Origin of the sequence: Halomonas smyrnensis AAD6 (assembly GCF_000265245.1) — a bacterium.
GTDB lineage: Bacteria > Pseudomonadota > Gammaproteobacteria > Pseudomonadales > Halomonadaceae > Halomonas > Halomonas smyrnensis.
This window is the reverse complement of the sequence record NZ_AJKS02000007.1, coordinates 92,381-108,857: the sequence shown is the minus strand read 5'-3', so window position 1 is coordinate 108,857 and position 16,477 is coordinate 92,381. Positions and strand designations below refer to the sequence as shown.

Annotated in this window: 15 protein-coding genes; 10 read left to right on the top strand and 5 right to left on the bottom strand. The window is 69.4% G+C overall.

The genetic code is table 11. The annotated features are described in order from the left end of the window. Positions 1-47 precede the first annotated feature (47 nt). From UYS_RS0210020 to UYS_RS0210010, 3 genes are all read right to left on the bottom strand, one after another. Positions 48-1,178, bottom strand: coding sequence for an extracellular solute-binding protein (locus tag UYS_RS0210020; RefSeq protein ID WP_026068470.1), 1,131 nt, complete (start codon positions 1,176-1,178; stop codon positions 48-50). Further along, positions 1,168-2,922 carry a chloride channel protein gene (locus tag UYS_RS0210015; protein WP_156821598.1) on the bottom strand — a complete coding sequence of 585 codons (1,755 nt, stop codon included), beginning with the start codon at positions 2,920-2,922 and terminating at the stop codon, positions 1,168-1,170. Before UYS_RS0210015 ends, UYS_RS0210020 begins: the two co-directional genes overlap by 11 nt. Before the next feature lie 192 nt (positions 2,923-3,114). After that, complete coding sequence (locus tag UYS_RS0210010) at positions 3,115-4,512, bottom strand: aminotransferase-like domain-containing protein (RefSeq protein ID WP_016855368.1); 1,398 nt, start codon at positions 4,510-4,512, stop codon at positions 3,115-3,117. A gap of 101 nt (positions 4,513-4,613) precedes the next feature. On the opposite strand from UYS_RS0210010, the gene UYS_RS0210005 reads away from it, so the two are divergent. From UYS_RS0210005 to UYS_RS17240, 9 genes are all read left to right on the top strand, one after another. Further along, on the top strand, positions 4,614-5,213 hold the full coding sequence (locus UYS_RS0210005) for a LysE family translocator (protein ID WP_016855367.1): 600 nt from the start codon (positions 4,614-4,616) through the stop codon (positions 5,211-5,213). A 325-nt stretch (positions 5,214-5,538) separates the two neighbouring features. Then, positions 5,539-7,215, top strand: coding sequence for a mechanosensitive ion channel family protein (locus UYS_RS0209995; protein WP_016855365.1), 1,677 nt, complete (start codon positions 5,539-5,541; stop codon positions 7,213-7,215). Between the two features lie 281 nt (positions 7,216-7,496). Further along, positions 7,497-8,009 carry a GNAT family N-acetyltransferase gene (locus UYS_RS0209990; protein WP_016855364.1) on the top strand — a complete coding sequence of 171 codons (513 nt, stop codon included), beginning with the start codon at positions 7,497-7,499 and terminating at the stop codon, positions 8,007-8,009. A 3-nt stretch (positions 8,010-8,012) separates the two neighbouring features. Next, complete coding sequence (locus UYS_RS0209985; RefSeq protein ID WP_016855363.1) at positions 8,013-8,933, top strand: LysR family transcriptional regulator; 921 nt, start codon at positions 8,013-8,015, stop codon at positions 8,931-8,933. A gap of 159 nt (positions 8,934-9,092) precedes the next feature. Next, on the top strand, positions 9,093-10,490 hold the full coding sequence (locus UYS_RS0209980) for an amidase (protein WP_016855362.1): 1,398 nt from the start codon (positions 9,093-9,095) through the stop codon (positions 10,488-10,490). 58 nt (positions 10,491-10,548) lie between these two features. Continuing rightward, positions 10,549-10,785 (top strand): hypothetical protein, encoded by a 237-nt coding sequence (locus UYS_RS0209975; protein WP_016855361.1) that lies wholly within the window; start codon positions 10,549-10,551, stop codon positions 10,783-10,785. Continuing rightward, on the top strand, positions 10,778-12,301 hold the full coding sequence (locus UYS_RS0209970) for a sodium:solute symporter family protein (protein ID WP_016855360.1): 1,524 nt from the start codon (positions 10,778-10,780) through the stop codon (positions 12,299-12,301). Before UYS_RS0209975 ends, UYS_RS0209970 begins: the two co-directional genes overlap by 8 nt. A 114-nt stretch (positions 12,302-12,415) precedes the next feature. Next, complete coding sequence (locus tag UYS_RS18980; RefSeq protein ID WP_016855359.1) at positions 12,416-12,541, top strand: hypothetical protein; 126 nt, start codon at positions 12,416-12,418, stop codon at positions 12,539-12,541. Beyond that, positions 12,542-13,225, top strand: coding sequence for an alpha/beta fold hydrolase (locus tag UYS_RS17240; protein WP_083868116.1), 684 nt, complete (start codon positions 12,542-12,544; stop codon positions 13,223-13,225). Between the two features lie 49 nt (positions 13,226-13,274). On the opposite strand, the gene UYS_RS0209955 is transcribed toward UYS_RS17240, so the two are convergent. Both UYS_RS0209955 and UYS_RS0209950 read right to left on the bottom strand, forming a co-directional pair. Beyond that, a complete protein-coding gene (locus UYS_RS0209955; RefSeq protein WP_016855357.1) occupies positions 13,275-13,721 on the bottom strand; it encodes a DCC1-like thiol-disulfide oxidoreductase family protein in 447 nt (148 codons plus the stop codon). 159 nt (positions 13,722-13,880) lie between these two features. After that, positions 13,881-15,347, bottom strand: coding sequence for a catalase (locus tag UYS_RS0209950; RefSeq protein WP_016855356.1), 1,467 nt, complete (start codon positions 15,345-15,347; stop codon positions 13,881-13,883). 533 nt (positions 15,348-15,880) lie between these two features. On the opposite strand from UYS_RS0209950, the gene UYS_RS0209945 reads away from it, so the two are divergent. Then, the gene (locus UYS_RS0209945) at positions 15,881-16,234 is read left to right on the top strand and encodes a DUF488 domain-containing protein (RefSeq protein ID WP_016855355.1); all 354 of its coding nucleotides are present in this window, start codon (positions 15,881-15,883) and stop codon (positions 16,232-16,234) included. Positions 16,235-16,477 lie beyond the last annotated feature (243 nt).

Genomic DNA, 16,477 nt, shown 5'->3' with positions numbered 1-16,477 from the left:
CTCAGGATAGGCGAGGGTGACGCGCGTCGTCATCCCGAGGCATCGCCTCAGTCGTTGCCGGTTTCGCCAAGCAGCGCCGCGCGGAAGAGTTCGCCGATGCGCTCGCGGGTCCTGGCGTACCAGGCGTCATCCTTGATCACCGCGCCGCCGGCGTTGAGCGGATGGGTGGGCAGATGCAAGCGCATGTCGATGCCGCTGTCGGCATGGGTGGTGACCCCCTGCATGGCGCTGTGGCGTGACGGCCCGTAGGGAATGTGGCGCGTCAGCGCCGCCTGGCGCTCGCTGGCGGTGGCGAAGCGGATGAAGCGCCGTGCCGCCTCGGCGTGTTGAGCGTGGCGGGGAATCGCCCATACCTCATGCTCCTGGACCTGGCCGTCCCAGAGGATGGCGATCGGCGCGTCGCGGTGGGCCATGGCGTCGAAGAAGCGCCCGTTGTAGCCGGACGCCATGGTCACCTCGCCGTCGAGCAGCAGCTCGACCGGCGTGCTGCCGGTTTCCCACCAGCGCAGGTCCTCGAGCCCTGCCAGCCGGGCGAAGGCCAGTGACAGGCCGCGACGGGTGCTGAGCAGCCGGTACAGCGCCTCGCGGGGCACGCCGTAGGACAGCAGCGCCCATTCGAGGTTGACCGAGGGCGTGCGCTGCAGCGCGCGAGGGCCGGGGAAGCGCCGCTGGTCGAACAGGTCGGCGATCTCGGTGGGGCGCCGGCCGGGGAAAGCGTCGGTGCGATAGGCGACCACGGTGGCGAACACCGAGTGGGTCAGGCTGCAGTCGCCGAAGGCGCCGTCGACGAAATCGCGCTCGGCGGGCGTGCCGTCCGGCGCCGGGGCGGCGAGACCGGCCGGCAGCGGCTCGAGCAGCCCCGCCTCGCAGGCCGCCATGGCCTCGCTGCGGGTCATGTCGATGAGGTCCCAGGGCACGTCCCGCTCGGCCACCGCGCGGCGCAGCGCCGCCAGCCCGCCGTCGTAGCGCGCCACCGCGACCGGGATGCCGGTGGCCTCGGTGAAGGGGGCGAACAGCGCGCGCCGCTGGGCGCGCTCGTAGGCGCCGCCCCAGCTCAGCACCGTCAGCGGCCCGGTGCCGGTCGCAGGGCTTGTCTGACCCGTCTGACCCGACGCCATGCCCCCGGCGGCGAGGCCCGACAGCAGCGCCATCACGGCCCATAGTCGCCTAGCCCGCACCGTGCTCCTCCTTTCTGAGTTCGTCGCCGTAGCGCAGGAAGGCGCGGGCGATGCTCGACTCATAGACCACGCCATGGAAGGTATCGTCCTCGTCGACCACGGCGATGGCCTCGCCGGTCATATCCTGCAGCTGGCGCATGGCGACCCAGACCGAGGCCTCGGGGCCCAGCACCGGGCGCGGCGTGGCCGGGCAGTCGGCGATCGGGGCGTCCCCCCGGTCCTGCTCGCGCATCACTTCCAGGTCGGCCAGCGTCAGGCTGCCGCGGTAGCGGCCGTCGGCGTCGACCCGATAGGCCTCGCCGTGGCCCGCCTGGCTCAGCGCGTGGATGGCCGCCGCGACCGTGGTCTCGGGGCGCAGCGTCACGCCCTCCTGGCTGAGCAGGTCGCCCAGCCGGGCGTCCTCCAGCACCGCCCGGCCGCGGCCCGAGGACAGGTCCAGCCCCCGGGCCAACAGCTGGATGTCGAACAGCGAACGGCCGAACAGCTGGGCGGCGATGGGGCTAGCCAGGGTCACGCTGGCCAGCGCCGCCGTGGTCAGCGCGTAGCTGCCGGTGAGTTCGAAGACGATCAGCAGGCTGGTCAGCGGCGCGCCGATCACCGGCGCGGTGACCGCTACCATGCCGCAGATGGCGTAGAAGACGAAGGTGTCCTGGGCGCCCCCGGTCAGGCCCACCAGGGTGCCGCACAGCGCCCCGAACAGGGTGCCGATCACCAGCGCCGGGCTGAACACGCCGCCGCCGAAGCCCATTCCCAGGCACAGCGCCGTGGCGGCCAGCTTGAGCCCCATCACCACCGCGAGCTCCACGCTGCCGAAGGCGCCGGCGATGGTGGCGAAGCGCAGCGTCTCCTGGCCCATGCCGAGGATGTCGGGCACCCACAGCGCGGTCACGCCGAGCCCGGCGCCGGCCAGCGCCGGGCGCAGCGGGGCGGCCAGCGGCAGGCGCCGGGCCAGCCGGCCGACGCCGAGGATGGCCTGCATGTAGCCGCCGGCCACTAGGGCGCCGAGCCCGCCGATGACGAGAAACACGCCGAACTCCCAGGGGCGGGGGATGGCGAGCTGTTCGACGTGGAAGAGTGCGCCGCGGTCCAGCGCCTCGGCGGCGATCACGTGGCCCACCAGGGCGGCGGCCGCCACCGGGGCGAAGGCGCGCAGGGCATAGTGGCGCAGCACCACCTCGTGGGCGAAGACGATGCCGGCCAGCGGCGCGTTGAAGGCGGTGGCGATGGCCGCGGCCACGCCACAGGCGATGGTGATGTTGTCCTCGGAGCGGCCCAGTCTCAGCAGGCGGGCCCCCGCGGAGCCGAGGCTCGCGCCCATGTGCACCAGCGGTCCGTACTGGCCCACCGAGGCCCCGGCGCCCAGCGACACCAGCCCCGACAGCGCGGACAGTGCCCCGGCGCGCGGCGGCAGGCGGCCGCGGCGGGTCTGCACGGCGGCGATGGCGTCGGCGGGCGTATGCGGGCGGCCCTCGGGAATGGCGCGATGCAACTGGCCGACGATCAGCCCGCCCAGCGTCGGCACCAGCACCGTGGCCATGGCCAGCCACTCGGGGTGGGCGAACATCATGCGCCCGCGCGGCGACACCAGCAGCAGGTCATTGAGCCATACCACGGCGCCGACGAAGCCCACGGCGGCCAGCGCCGCCAGGCCGCCGGTCAGGCCGCCCAGCGCCACCAGCCCCAGGAAGCGCAGCACGCCCCGGGCGCCGCGGCCCGCGACATTCCCTGTATTCGGAAGGGTCATGTTCAAGGTGTAGGCGCTGGGGCGTGGATGGTCCACTCGCGGACGCGTTCTGTGAGGGGAGTGATGAGGGCGTCGTGATCGGACAGGCGTCGGGTCCGGTTCCATCCATCGAGGTGGTGCCGATCAGCAGGAACAGGTATTGGCGCCCTGGCGCCGGGGCGTTGCCGGCCGGTGTGGCCGGCACTCGATGGGCTATAGCGTCTGCCAGGGCGAGGCGGGCGGCTCGCCCAAGAGTTCGTCGACGATGGTCAGCGCCCGCTCGAGCGCCTCGCGGGTCTCGGCCGGCCCCAGACACAGGCGGATGGCCTGGGGCGCCGGCTCGCTGCCCATGCAGAACGGTTCGGGCGTGGAGACCTTGACCCCGCGCCGCGCGAGCAGCGCCTGTACCTCGCTGCTGCGTCGGCCCGCCGGCAGCGGCAGCCAGACCAGCGACGAGCCCTCGCGGCTCTGCGGCTCATAGGCGGCCAGGCGCTCAAGGGCCAGCGCGCGGCGAGCGGCCAGCTCCTCGACCTGCCAGCGCAGCAGTTCGTGGCTGTCCGGGTCCTCCATCCAGCGGCAGGTCGCCTCCACCATCAGCGGCGGCACCATCCAGCTCTGGGAGCGCAGCGCCGAGCACAGCCGCTCCTGCAGCCGTTCCGGCACCGTGAGGCTGCCGATGCGCAGGCCGCCGGCCATCACCTTGGAGGTGCTGAACACGTGCAGCGTGCGCTCCGGCGCCAGGCTGACCAGCGGCGTGCCGCGCTGGGCCTCGGGCAGGTACTGCACCGCGTCCTCGATCAGCCAGATATCGTGCTCACGAGCCAGCGCCACCAGGCGCTCGCGCCTTGCCTCGCCGAGCCGTGCCCCGGTGGGGTTGTTGAGATCCGGCGTGGTGTAGATCAGGCGCGGTGGCTGGCGGGCGCACAGCCGGGCCAGGGCGTCCATGTCCATGCCGTCGGCGTCCATCGGCACCGCCATCGGACGCAGGTGGGCCTGCTGGGCCGCGCACACGAAGCCCGGGTAGGTGAGGGCGTCGGCGGCCACCAGGTCGCCCGGCTGGGCGAGGTGATGCACCAGCAGGTGAATGCCATGCTGGCCGCCCTGGGTGATCAGCAGGCGCTCGGGGTCGTCGGGCAGGCCGAGCCGGCCCTGCCAGGCGGCGATGCGCGCCCGCTGGACTTCACTGCCGGCCTCGGGCTGGTACTCGGTGGCCGCCTGCACGGCCTCGGGCGAGTCGATGAGGCCCGCCAGCGCACGCTTGAGGCCCCTGGCGCGCAGCGGGTGAGGCGGCGGCAGGCTCATGCTGATGTCGATCACGCCGTCGTCAGCCGGCTGGCCGGCGCGGAAGAAGGGCAGGTGGTCCTCCTCGGCCGGCTGGCGCACGTAGGTGCCGCTGCCGACCCTGGACTCCACCCAGCCCTGGCGCTGGGCCTCGGCATAGGCGCGGGTGATGGTGCCGACGGTCACGCCGAGGCGATCGGCCAGCCGGCGCTGGGGCGGCAGCTTCTCGCCCGGGGCGAGCTCGCCGTTGCCGATCGCCGCGGCCATGGCCTCGGCGATGCGACGGTAGCGTGGGCCGCCTTCGGGCAGCGCGGGTGTCCAGATTGTCATGGTGACAATAAAACCTTTGACGCCATATTTGTGCCCATTATTCTCGAAAATGTCGGCAAGAAGAAGCCGTCCCACCAGAAAATGTAGGGGTACAATTAAAGATGGACACGCTCGCCGCCCTCGGCCCCGCCGCCCTGTTCATGATCTCCATGACCATCACGCCGGGGCCCAACAACATGATGCTGACCGCCTCCGGGGCCAACTATGGCTACCGGCGCACCCTGCCGCACCTGCTGGGCATCATGGGCGGCTGCTTCGTGCTGTTCACGGCGGTGGCGCTGGGCCTGGGGCTGGTGTTCGAACGCTTCCCGATGGTGCAGACGACGCTGCGCGTGGTCGGCAGCCTCTACCTGCTGTACCTGGCCTGGGGCATCGCCACCGCACCGCCGCCCAGCTTCGATGAGGGTGAAGGCCGCCCGCTGAGCTTCTGGCAGGCCGCGGCCTTCCAGTTCGCCAATCCCAAGGCCTGGGTGATGGGCCTGACGCTGATGGCGAGTTTCCTGCCCGATGAGGGCAACACCGTGATCAACGCGCTGCTGCTGGCCGGGGTCTCCGAACTGATCGCCTTCCCCTGCATCTCGCTGTGGGCCGGCTTCGGCATGGCCATCGGCCGCTGGCTCAAGGGGCCGCGTGCCTGGCGCGCGTTCAACGGCACGATGGGGGCGCTGACCGCCGGCTGCGTGGTGTTCATTCTCGGCTGAGGGCGGTCGCCCCATCCCGTGCGGCTGGCTCCAGGATGGCCGGGGGCGTCGCTGGCGGGTGTTGCCCGTGCAGAGGCACGAGCCGATGGCCGATCCCGGGCGGGCCATGGAAACGATGAGGCAGACGGAGACGTTCGTCATCGCCGACCCGGGGCACGCCGCAGACGGCGCCTGAAACGGCAGGGCCCACCAGGGGGCGAGGGGCGATGCGCCGGGGAAGCCGTGGCGGCGGGGCTGGACGACCGGCAGGGCCATGGGGTGTACTGCTGGCGACCGCCGGCCTGGATGGCCGCTTCCCGGATCTCCCTGGACTGGACCGCTCCTCATGCCACGTTGCCTCAGCTGGATACTGCTGGTCGTCGCGCTGTTCGCCGTCGGCCCGAGCCTCGCCCAATCACCGGACGGCGAAGCGCCGCGCTGGTTCGACCTCGAGTCACTCAACGCCGGGCTCGGCGAGCCCCCCGAGGAGGTGCGCCGCCAGACGCCCCGGGAGGCGCTGCGCAGTTTCCTGACCCTGACCCGACGAGGCGACTTCGACTCGGCCGCGCACCTGCTCAATCTCGCCGACCTCTCTCCCGGCGAGCAGGCGGCCCGCGGCGCCGAGCTGGCCCGCCAGCTGGCCTCGGTGCTGCAGCGGGGCGACTGGTTGGAGCCCGCCGACCTGCCGAGCCGCCGCGATGCCATGATCGTGGCGCCCTCGGGCCAGCATCCCATGGCCGGCATGCCGCGTCGCAACCTGCTGCTCACCTCGCTGGAGGCCGCCGGCGCGCCCCATGACATCCGCCTGGCCCGCTACCGGGTCGGCGAGCGGCCCCCGGTATGGCTGATCACGCCGGACAGCCTGGCCTACGTGCCTGCCCTGTACGCCGAGTACGGCCCTTCCTGGCTGGAGGATCACATTCCCTCGCGCCTGCAGGCACCGCTCGGCGAGCTGCGGCTATGGGAATGGATCGCTCTGCCGATCTTCCTGCTGATCATCGGCCTGGTGGGCTGGGGCGTGCATCGCCTGGTGGACTGGCTGGTGCGGCGCATCTTCCGGCGGATCAGTGGCGCCTTCACCGGGCGAGTCCAGACGCCCATCGCGTTCATCGCCATGGCCCTGGTCGCGCGGATGCTGCTCGACTATGTGGTGTCGTTCTCCGGGGCCGTCACCACCTCGTTGCGCGTGCTGCTGATCATCATCGCGGCCTGGGGCGTCGGCTTGGTGGCGGTGCGGCTGTTGGACGCCTTCCTGATGAAGATGACCCAGACCCTGGTCGGCGAGATCGATGACACCAGGCATCGCGATGAGCGCAAGCTGCTGACCTCCCTGTATGCCCTGCGCCGCAGCATCATCCTGGTCACGGTGGTCGCCGTGATCGCCTACGTGCTGAGCCAGATCAACCTCTTCGGCACCCTGGGCATGACCCTGGTGGCCTCTGCCAGCGTGCTCACCGTGCTGGTGGGTATCGCCGGGCAGGCGGTGTTGGGCAATATCCTGTCCTCCGTTCAGGTCTCGCTGGCCAAGCCCATCCGCATGGGCGACCTGATCGTGTTCGAGGGCCAGTGGTGCTACGTGGAGGGGATCTACTACACCTTCGTGCGGCTGCGCTCCTGGGACGAGCGGCGGCTGATCGTGCCGATCCGCTATTTCGTCTCCCAGCCCTTCGACAACCTCTCGACCAAGAACCCCCGGCTCTACCGGAAGATCGCGCTGACCCTGCACCTCAGCGCCGACATCGCCGTGCTGCGCGAGCGCTTCGTCGAGCTCGCGCGGCGGGAGGAGTACGTCGTCGACCCCGACAGGCTGGAGTGCCACGTGACGGCGCAGCGCGAGGCGACCCTGGAGGCCTCCTGCTACCTGATGACCCGCGAGCCGGTCGGCGGCTGGATCGCCGAAAACAACGTGCGCGAGGGGCTGATGGCCTTCATTCGCGACGAGCACCCGGAATGGTGGCCGCGGGACGTGGTGGTGCTCGGCCGCCAGGATATCGCCCGCGGCGATGGCGGGGCGGCTTCCTGAGTCGGACCGCGGCCGCCAGTGGCTCCAGGTGCCAGTCGCCGTGCTGGAAGCGCCGGCCGACCTCGCGGGCGACCAGCCGTGTGACCACTGGTGCCAGGGCCTGTTCGAGGGTGATGGACATCGGCATCTTCCCGGGTGGCCGAGCCCTCGCGCCTGGCCGAGCCGCCCGGGTCGGGGAGGGGCCCTGGCCAGTGGCGGCCGGAGCGGGGATACTGTGGCGTTTTTTGCCGGGCCGTGCGCGGCCTGGCCACATCACGCCACTCGACAGGAAGACTCTCGCCATGGAATCCGGCCTGCCTCTCGTCCGCATCGACGCCCTCTCGCCCCTCGTGCCGACACTGGCGGGCTGGGCCCATGACCAGTGGGGGCATCTGCATCCCGGGCGCAGTCGCGCCGCCACCATCGCCACCTTCCGTGCCGACTGCGGATCGCAAGGCGTGCCCTCGGTGTTCGCCGCCATGGACGGCGAGCGGCCGGTGGGCATGGCCAGCCTGGTCGCCGACGACATGAGCGACCGTCGCGAGCTGACGCCCTGGCTGGCATCGGTCTTCGTGCTGCCGGAGTGGCGTGGCCGCGGCATCGCCTCCGCGCTGGTGCGCCGGGTGGAGCAAGAGGCAGAGGACGGCGGCCACGAGCTGTTCTATCTCTACACGCCGGACCAGCAGTCGCTGTATCGGCGGCTGGGCTGGGAAGACGTGGAGGAGCGCGAGTACCACGGCGAGACCGTGACCATCATGCGGCGGGACCTCTCGCCGCGCGGCCTCGGGTCGTCTGCCGCCGCGCGGCCGGTCTGAACCATGCACTGGAGAGCCCTTCACTACTTCGACACGGTCGCCCGCTGCCGCTCGCTGCGTGAGGCGTCGGCGCGGCTGCATATCGCGCCTACCGCTATCAGCCGTCAGATCGATCTGCTCGAGCACCGGCTCGGGGCGCCGCTGCTCGAGCGTGGCCCCGGCGGTATCCGCCTGACGTCGGCCGGCGAGCTGCTGGCGGTGCAGGCCAGGCGGACCCTGCGAGACCTGGAGCGGGTCCAGGAGCAGATCGGCGACCTCAAGGGACTACGCACCGGGCGGGTCAGTCTGCGGGTGGCCGAGGGGGTGGTGGCGGGTCTGCTGGCGCCGACGCTGGCCGATCTCGGGCGGCACTACCCGCGGTTGCGCTTCGACATACAGATCGCCAGCGCCGGCGAGATCGTCGAAGCGCTGCGCAGCGGTGATGCCGATATCGGGCTGGCCTTCTTCCTGCCGCATCATGACGATATCCAGCCGTTTGCCAGCAGTCACCTGGAGCACCACGTGGTGATGGCGCCGAGCCATCCGCTCGCCGTCAAGGGGGAGCTGCGCCTGGCCGAGCTTGCCGAGCACCCGCTGGCGTTGCCCGACGAACACTACGGCGTGCGTCAGGCCCTGGACCAGGCGGCTCGCGATCAGGGGGTCACCTTGACTCCCACCTTCCATACCGCCTCCCTGGAGACCCAGAAGGCGCTGGCGCTGGCCGGTGCCGCGCTGCTGATTCTTCCGCCCATGGCGGTCGCCCGAGAGTGCGGCGGCGGTCAGCTGGCGAGCGTGCCGCTGGCGCCGGGCGAGCTGCCGCGCACCCGCCTCGATCTTTGCCTGCATCGACATCGTCAGCGCAGTTTCGCCACCGACGCCTGCCTGGGGCTGCTGGCCTCGGCGCTTCAGGGCCTGGGGGATCAGGGTCTGGGGGATCAGGACTGATCGGTATCGCGGGCGGAAGAGGGCAGTGGCCGGCGCAGAGGCGGACGGGGTGCACACAAAACGTGGACACCCTGGCGTCATCATTGTGATGGCTGGTGACACGGGAACGCGCCAGGCTGAGGACACCCGCCACATCAACAACAATCACGGAAAGCCCTCATGATCGATCCCCATCAGATGACCGCCACCCAGCTGCTGGCGGCCTATCGTGACAGGCGCCTGTCGCCGCTGGATGCCGCCGAGGCCCTGGTCCGGCACGTCGAGCGCTGGGAGCCGCACCTCAATGCGCTCTACGATTTCCGTCCGCAGGCGTTTCTGGCGTCAGCCAAGGCCTCCAGCGAGCGCTGGACGCGAGGCGAGCCGCGCGGGGCGTTGGACGGCGTGCCCGTCACGCTCAAGGAGCTGATTGCCACCTGCGGCCAGCCGGTGCCGAGCGGCACCGGGCTCGGCGACCAGTCTGCGGCCGCCGACGATGCGCCGCCGGCGGCACGCCTCGCCGAGGACGGTGCGACGCTGCTGGGCAAGACGACGTGTCCCGACTTCGGCATGCTCTCCTCGGGGCTGTCCTCGTTCCATGGAGTGACCCGCAATCCCTGGCGGCTCGAGTGCAATACCGGCGGTTCAAGCTCCGGCGCCGGAGCGGCCGCCGCCGCGGGCTACGGCCCGCTTCACGTGGGCACCGACATCGGCGGCTCGGTGCGCCTGCCCGCCGCCTGGTGTGGCACCGTCGGCTTCAAGCCGACGCTGGGGCGGATTCCCATCGATCCCTACTACGTGGGGCGCTGTGCCGGCCCGATGACGCGTAGCGTCGACGACGCCGCGCTGATGATGACGGCCCTGTCACGTACCGATCGTCGCGATGCGACACGCCTGCCGCCGGAGGACATCGACTGGCGCGACCTCGATCTGGACGTGTCGGGGCTGCGCATCGGCGTGATGATGGAGGCCGGCTGCGGCCTGCCGCTGGACGACGCCATCGCCGCCGCCGTGGAGGCCGCCGCCGCCCGGCTCGAGGCCGCCGGGGCCACGCTGGTGCCGCTGGCGCCGGTGATGACGCGCGAGATGCTCGATGGCCTGGATCGTTTCTGGCGGGTGCGCCAGTGGAATGCCCTGTCGGCGCTGTCGAACGAGCAGCGTGAACGGGTGCTGCCGGCGATCCTTGCCTGGGCCGACGACGGCGGGCGGATCGGTGGCGGGGAAGCGGTGCGCGGTTTCGAACAGACCCTGGCCATGCGCCGCGCCACCGAGGCGGTGTTTGACGACCTCGACGCGGTGATCTCGCCGACCACGCCCAACGTCGCCTTCCCCGCGGACTGGCCGTCGCCCTCCAACGATCCGCGTCGCCCCTTCGAGCACATCGTCTACACCGTGCCGTGGAACATGGGGGAGCAGCCGGCGCTGTCGCTCAACGCCGGTTTTTCCCGCGATGGCATGCCATTAGGCGTGCAGCTGGTCGGTCCGCGGCTGGCGGATCACTTCGTGCTGAAGCTGGCCAAGGTGCTGGAGACCCGTCTGGCGCTCGCGCCGAGCTGGCCTTCTCCCCCCGCGGCGCAGTAAGGTCCGCGTCCATCTCTCGGGCATTGCCTCACATATTCCTCGTGGGAGAGTTCTTGTCATGTCATCTCGACTCGTCGTCCTGCCCACCAGCCGTGCCGGCTGGGGGCTGCTCATCGCCTTCATCGCCGTGGTGGCGGCCGGCATCTGGCCGGTGATCGGCTGGGTGAATCGTGCCGTGCTGGTGCTGGGCCTGCCGCTGCTGGTGGTGTGGAGCTATGTGGTGATCTTCGCCTGCTTCGCCGTGATGCTGATCGCCAATCGCGTGCTCGCACGCAAGGAGCGTGAGCATGACTAGTGCCTGGGCGTTTCTCATCACCCTGGCCTATGTGGCCATCGGCATGATCATCGGCCTGCGCGCCCGCGGCGGGCGGCGCATGAACAGCCTCGAGGAGTGGGGCGTGGCCGGGCGCAGCATGGGCCCGGTGACGCTGTATCTGCTGATCGCCGCCGGCAGCGTGAGCGCCTACACCTTCATGGGCGCGCCGGGCTGGGCCTATGCCAAGGGCGTGCCGGTGTTCTACGTGGCCGTCTATCTGGCCTACCTGGCGCTGATCGCCTGGTACTTCGGCCCCAAGGTGTGGCAGTTCGGTGAGCGCTTCGGCCATGTCACCCAGGCCAGCGCCATCGCCGACCGCTACCAGAGCCCGCTGCTGGGGGCGCTGGCGGCGCTGGTGATGTCGATCGGCTCGGTGGCCTACGCGGTGCTGCAGACCATCGGCTCGGCCTACATCCTCAACGTGATGAGCGGCGGGGTCATCCCGGTGTGGCTGGCGGTGCCGCTGGTGCTGGCCTGCATCGCCGTCTACCTGTTCGTCAGCGGCCAGCGCGCCATCGGCCGCACCAACGCCTTCCAGGGCGTGCTGATGCTGGTGGTGGCCTGGGCGGTGGGGCTGTGGGCGCTGCACGGTGCCACCGGCGGGCTCGATGTCGGCGCGCTGTTCTCGCGGCTGCAGGCCGAGCACGGTGATTTCCTGACCCTGCCCGGCGGCGGTGGCGACATGAGCTTCAGCTTCTGGACCACCTCCATCATCGTGTCGATGTTCTCCTTCATGCCGCCGGTGTGGACCCAGTGGATGAGCGCGTCCTCCGCGCGCACCATCCGCCGCAGCGCCACCTGGCTGCCGACCTACTACGTGGTGATCCTGCCGATGGTGGTGGTGGGCTTCATCGGCATCTTCGCGCTGCCCGACCTGGCCCGTGCCGATACCGTGGTGCTCGAATACGCCATGCAGTTCCTGCCGGTGTGGCTGGTGGGGCTGCTCGGTGCCGGCACCCTGGCCGCATCGATGTCCTCCAGCGAGCCGTTCATCCACTCGGTGGCGCTGTCCTGGAGCAAGGACGTGGTGCAGCCGCTGCTGGGGCTCTCCGAGGCGTTCACCGGCACGCTGGCGCGCTGGATGATCGTGCCCCTGATGGCGCTGGTGATCGCGCCGCTGGCGATCGCCGAGCCCGGCAGCCTGGTGATGATCCTGCTGGTGGGGCTGGGCTTTGCCACCCAGGTGCTGCCGGCCTTCATCGGCATGTTCCTGTGGCCGCGCGCCTCGAAGTGGGGCGTGATGGCGGGCATCGTCAGCGGCTTCCTGGTGACCGTGGCCTTCACCACCGTGTGGAAGCACCCGCTGGGCATCCACGCCGGCTTCTGGGGGCTGATGCTCAACCTACCGGTGTTCGTGGCGGTGTCGCTGGCCACCCGGCCGGCCCCGAGCGAGGTGGTGGAGCGCTTCTTCCGCATCGCCGCGCCGAACGGCCTGACCCGGCTGGGCGGCGAGCGGGCGCCTGCCTCTGCGACGGTGGCCGTCGGCCGCGAGTGACGGCGGACGCGGGCCGTTGGCCCGCTGCCTGATCGAAGCCCCGGGCCCGCCATGGCCCGGGGCTTTTGCTATCCTGCCGTCACCCAGCCATGAGACAACCGACGAGATAGCATCATGATCCTGGTCGAGAACCGCGGCGTCAGGATTGCCTTCGAGGACCATGGCTGCGAGGCGAGCCAGCGCCTACCCATCGTGCTGGGCCACAGCTTCCTCTGCTCCGGCGAGATGTGGCGCGAGTAGCTGCCCGCGCTGGACGGCGAGCGCAGGATCATCAACATCGACTTCCGCGGCCACGGCGGCTCGAGCCACCTCAGCGAGCCGTTCACGCTCTACGACGCCGTCTCGGACGTGATCGCGGTGCTCGACGAGCTCGGCATCGAGCGTGCCGTGTGGTGCGGGCTCTCGATCGGCGGCATGGTGGCGCTGCGCGCCGCGCGGGAATACCCCGAGCGCGTGGCTGGCCTGATCCTGATGGACACCGACGCCGGCCCGGAGACCCTGGCCCACACGCTCGAGTATCGCGCCATGGGCGCCGTCGCCAGGCGCTTCGGGCTGGGGCCGCTGCTGTCCTCGGTGGCGCGGCTGATGTTCTCGGCCACCACCCGCCGCGAGCAGCCGGCCCTGGTGGCCGAGTGGAAGGCGCGCTTCGCCTCCGTGGACGTGCCCTCGGCGCTGCTGGGCCTGGACGCCCTGATCAAGCGCGACTCGCTGCTCGAGCGCCTGGCCGAGATCGACATGCCGGCGCTCGTGGCGATGGGGGAGGAGGACCGCTCGCTGCCGGTGCCGTTCTCGCGCCGCCTTCACGAGCGGCTGCCGGACTCGCGCCTCGCGATCATCCCCGCTGCCGGTCATCTCTCGGCGCTGGAGCAGCCGGAGCGGGTGAACGCGGCCATCGCCGGCTTCCTGGCGACCCGCTTCGGCTGAACCGCGGTCGTTGGCGGGCGAGCCCGCTGCCGCTCAGCCGCTCAGCCGCTCAACGGCGAAGGTTGTCGATGGGCGGGATGCGGCACAGCCGCAGCAGGGCGTTGCGACAGGCCTTGAGCCAGGGGTAGAGGCGGGCGGCTCGCCCGCGGCTCGAAAACAGGCGATACATGAGCCGGTTGAACACGCCGCTGCGCGTGCCGAGTAGGGTGAGGCGATGCAGGGTCTCGCTGCCGTGATACCAGCGCTCGCCGACCTGCAGCGCGAAGCCCTGGTCCAGGTCGATGCCCTGGGCGCTGAGCTCGCGGCGGGCCTCGCTATCCTCGCGCCCGTCGATCAGCTCCAGCTCGCCGACGTCGCGGCGGATGCGATACCAGAGCACATAGCGCCGACAGATCGGGCAGTCGCCGTCGTAGACCAGGCGCATCCGGCGGATCGGCGCCGAATCGTTCTCGGGCTCGGCATGATCGGCTGCCTGGGCATCGGTCGGTCGTGACATGGCGTGCTCCCTTCGCGCCGGGCCTCCCCGGCGCACGAAAACCTCATATACCCGAATACCGCGGGCCTTCAGGCGGGCAAGCGCTCGATCCCGATCTGGCGAAACGGCGATTCATGGGAATCGCCGTTTGCCGATGCCGGGATCGCGACAGCGCGAACGTTACCTGGCGTTGAGGTGGTCGCGCACCCCTTGCTCGATGCGTTCGCCGACCCGCTGATCGATGTTTTTCCAATACTGGAAGGCCTTCTCCAGCACGGGCTCGGTGACGCCGCCGCAGAGATGGCCGACCACATTGGACACCAGGCGGTCCCGCTCGGCATCGTCCATGACCTTGCTGACGAGGTCGTGGGCCTGATTGAAGTCGCCGTCGTCCTCGCGCAGCGTGTAGGCCTCGCGGACCATGCTGCCGTTGGCCTCCCATACGTTGTCGGCCGGGTAGGCATCCGGGTTGGCGCGTGGACCTCCCTTGGTATTGGGCGCATAGACCGGGTCGGCCGTCTTGTGGATGCGCATGGCGCCGCCCTTGGTGTAGCTGTGAACGGGAACCTTGGGTTCATTGACCGGGATATGCTTGTAGTTCACGCCGAGCCGGGCTCGGTGGGCATCCGCATAGGAGGTCACGCGGGCCAGCAGCATCTTGTCGGGGGAGACGCCAGTGCCGGGCACCATGTTGTTGGGCTCGAATGCCGCCTGATCGATCTCCGAGTGGAAATCGGTCGGATTGCGGTCCAGCGTCATCGTGCCGACCTTGTGCAGCGGATAGTCCTCGTGTGGCCAGACCTTGGTCAGGTCGAAGGGGCTGATCCGGTAGGTCCTGGCGTCCTCATACGGCATGATCTGCACGTACAGGGTCCAGGTCGGATACTCGCCGCGATCGATGGCGTTGAACAGGTCTCGGCGATGGTAGTCGTTGTCTACCCCGCACATCCGGTCGGCCTGTTCCTGGGTCAGACACTTGATGCCCTGGTCGGTCTTGAAGTGATACTTGACCCAGTAACGCTCCCCCTTGGCATTGACCCACATGTAGGTATGGCTCGAATAGCCGTTCATGTGGCGCCAGGTGGCGGGAATGCCACGATCCCCCATGAGCCAGGCCACCTGGTGGGCCGACTCGGGAGACTCGGTCCAGAAGTCCCATTGCATGTCGTGATCGCGGAGTCCGTTATCGGCACGCCGCTTCTGCGAATGGATGAAGTGCTGGAACTTCATCGGGTCCCGGACGAAGAAGACGGGCGTATTGTTGCCCACCATGTCGAAGTTGCCTTCGTCGGTATAGAACTTGAGCGCAAAACCGCGTGGGTCACGCCAGGTATCCGGGCTACCGGATTCGCCGGCGACGGTGGAAAAGCGTGCCACCATCTCGGTCTTGGCGCCCCGTTGCAGGAAGGCCGCCTTGGTGTAGTGGCTGAGATCCTCGGTAACCTCGAAATGGCCGAAAGCCCCGCCGCCTTTGGCGTGTGGCTGGCGGTCCGGAATCATTTCCCGGTTGAAGGCGGCCATCTGTTCCATGAGGAAATGATCGTGCATGACGATCGGCCCATCGTTGCCGACGGTCAGCGAATGTTCATCACTCGGATAGGGCTCGCCAGCGGTAGTGGTCTCGGTGTTATGGCGATGGTCGGTCACGGTCTCATCCTCCAGGGGTGGGTAGATATGACAGCAACGTGCCTGTGTCGGTGGGGCTGTATCGGAAGCGATGCGTCGGCGTAGCGGCTAGCGACACCGAGGTGGCGCTGGCCCGGCCTGCCAGATGATGGGCGAATGTCGTGCTCGCCGAGCCGCGCGTGATGCCATCACGGTGCATCGAGTACCGACACGGCTACCGAGCGATGGCGATGGATGCCTTTATAAACATAATCTTAAGCGTGGTACGGAAACATCGGCCGGTCAAGTGCCGGGCCTTCGGGCGCCTTCCCCGGGCCTGCGCCGATGCCCCGGGAATCATGTCGTGCTCGCCAGGATGCCAGCCGCCCCCCGTTCCCGGTGACCGTGACAGGGGAGTGCCCGTCATCTCATCGGTGGCGTTTGGTGCTCATCGACGTGATGGCATAGGCTCTTAATTGACGAGAATGCGGCCTCCGCCGTGATGACACGGACGAAAATGCCGGTGCTGATCATGCGGCGGAGTCTGCAGACATCACGCGTCGAGAGGAGTGAGGATGAACATCATCACCTACCGTATCTATGACGATGAACCGCCGTCGGGTTATCGCGCCCTGGTGGACCGGTTGTGGCCACGAGGCGTATCGAAGGAAGAGGCACATCTCGATGGGCACTGGAAGGAACTGGCCCCAAGTGATGATCTCAGGAAGTGGTTTTCTCATGATCCCGAGAAATGGGGGGAGTTCAGGAAGCAATACATGAGCGAGCTGAGCAACAAGAAAGATGACGTGAAGAAGTACTTATCCGAGGTTGATCGGGATGACCTGGTGCTTTTATACGGCGCAAAAGACAAGAAGCACAGTCACGCTCATGTATTGAAGGAGTACATGGAAAAGCTTGGCCAAGCATGAACATCGGCCCCCGAGGCATCGTGACGGGGCCGGCTCTCCGCTCGCTACCACATCAACCTGATGCGGCCCGGGCGCTCGGGGGCTTTCCCCCACCAGACGAAGCGCTCCGCTGAGGCCGTCCCGCCAGGGCGGCGTCTGCCGGTCACGCCGGCCGGCGCTTTTTTGACCACCCGCCCAAGACGAAGCCCGCCAAAAGCTGGATAATGGCCGGCTACGCGCTACGGCCGCCCCACACACGAATCC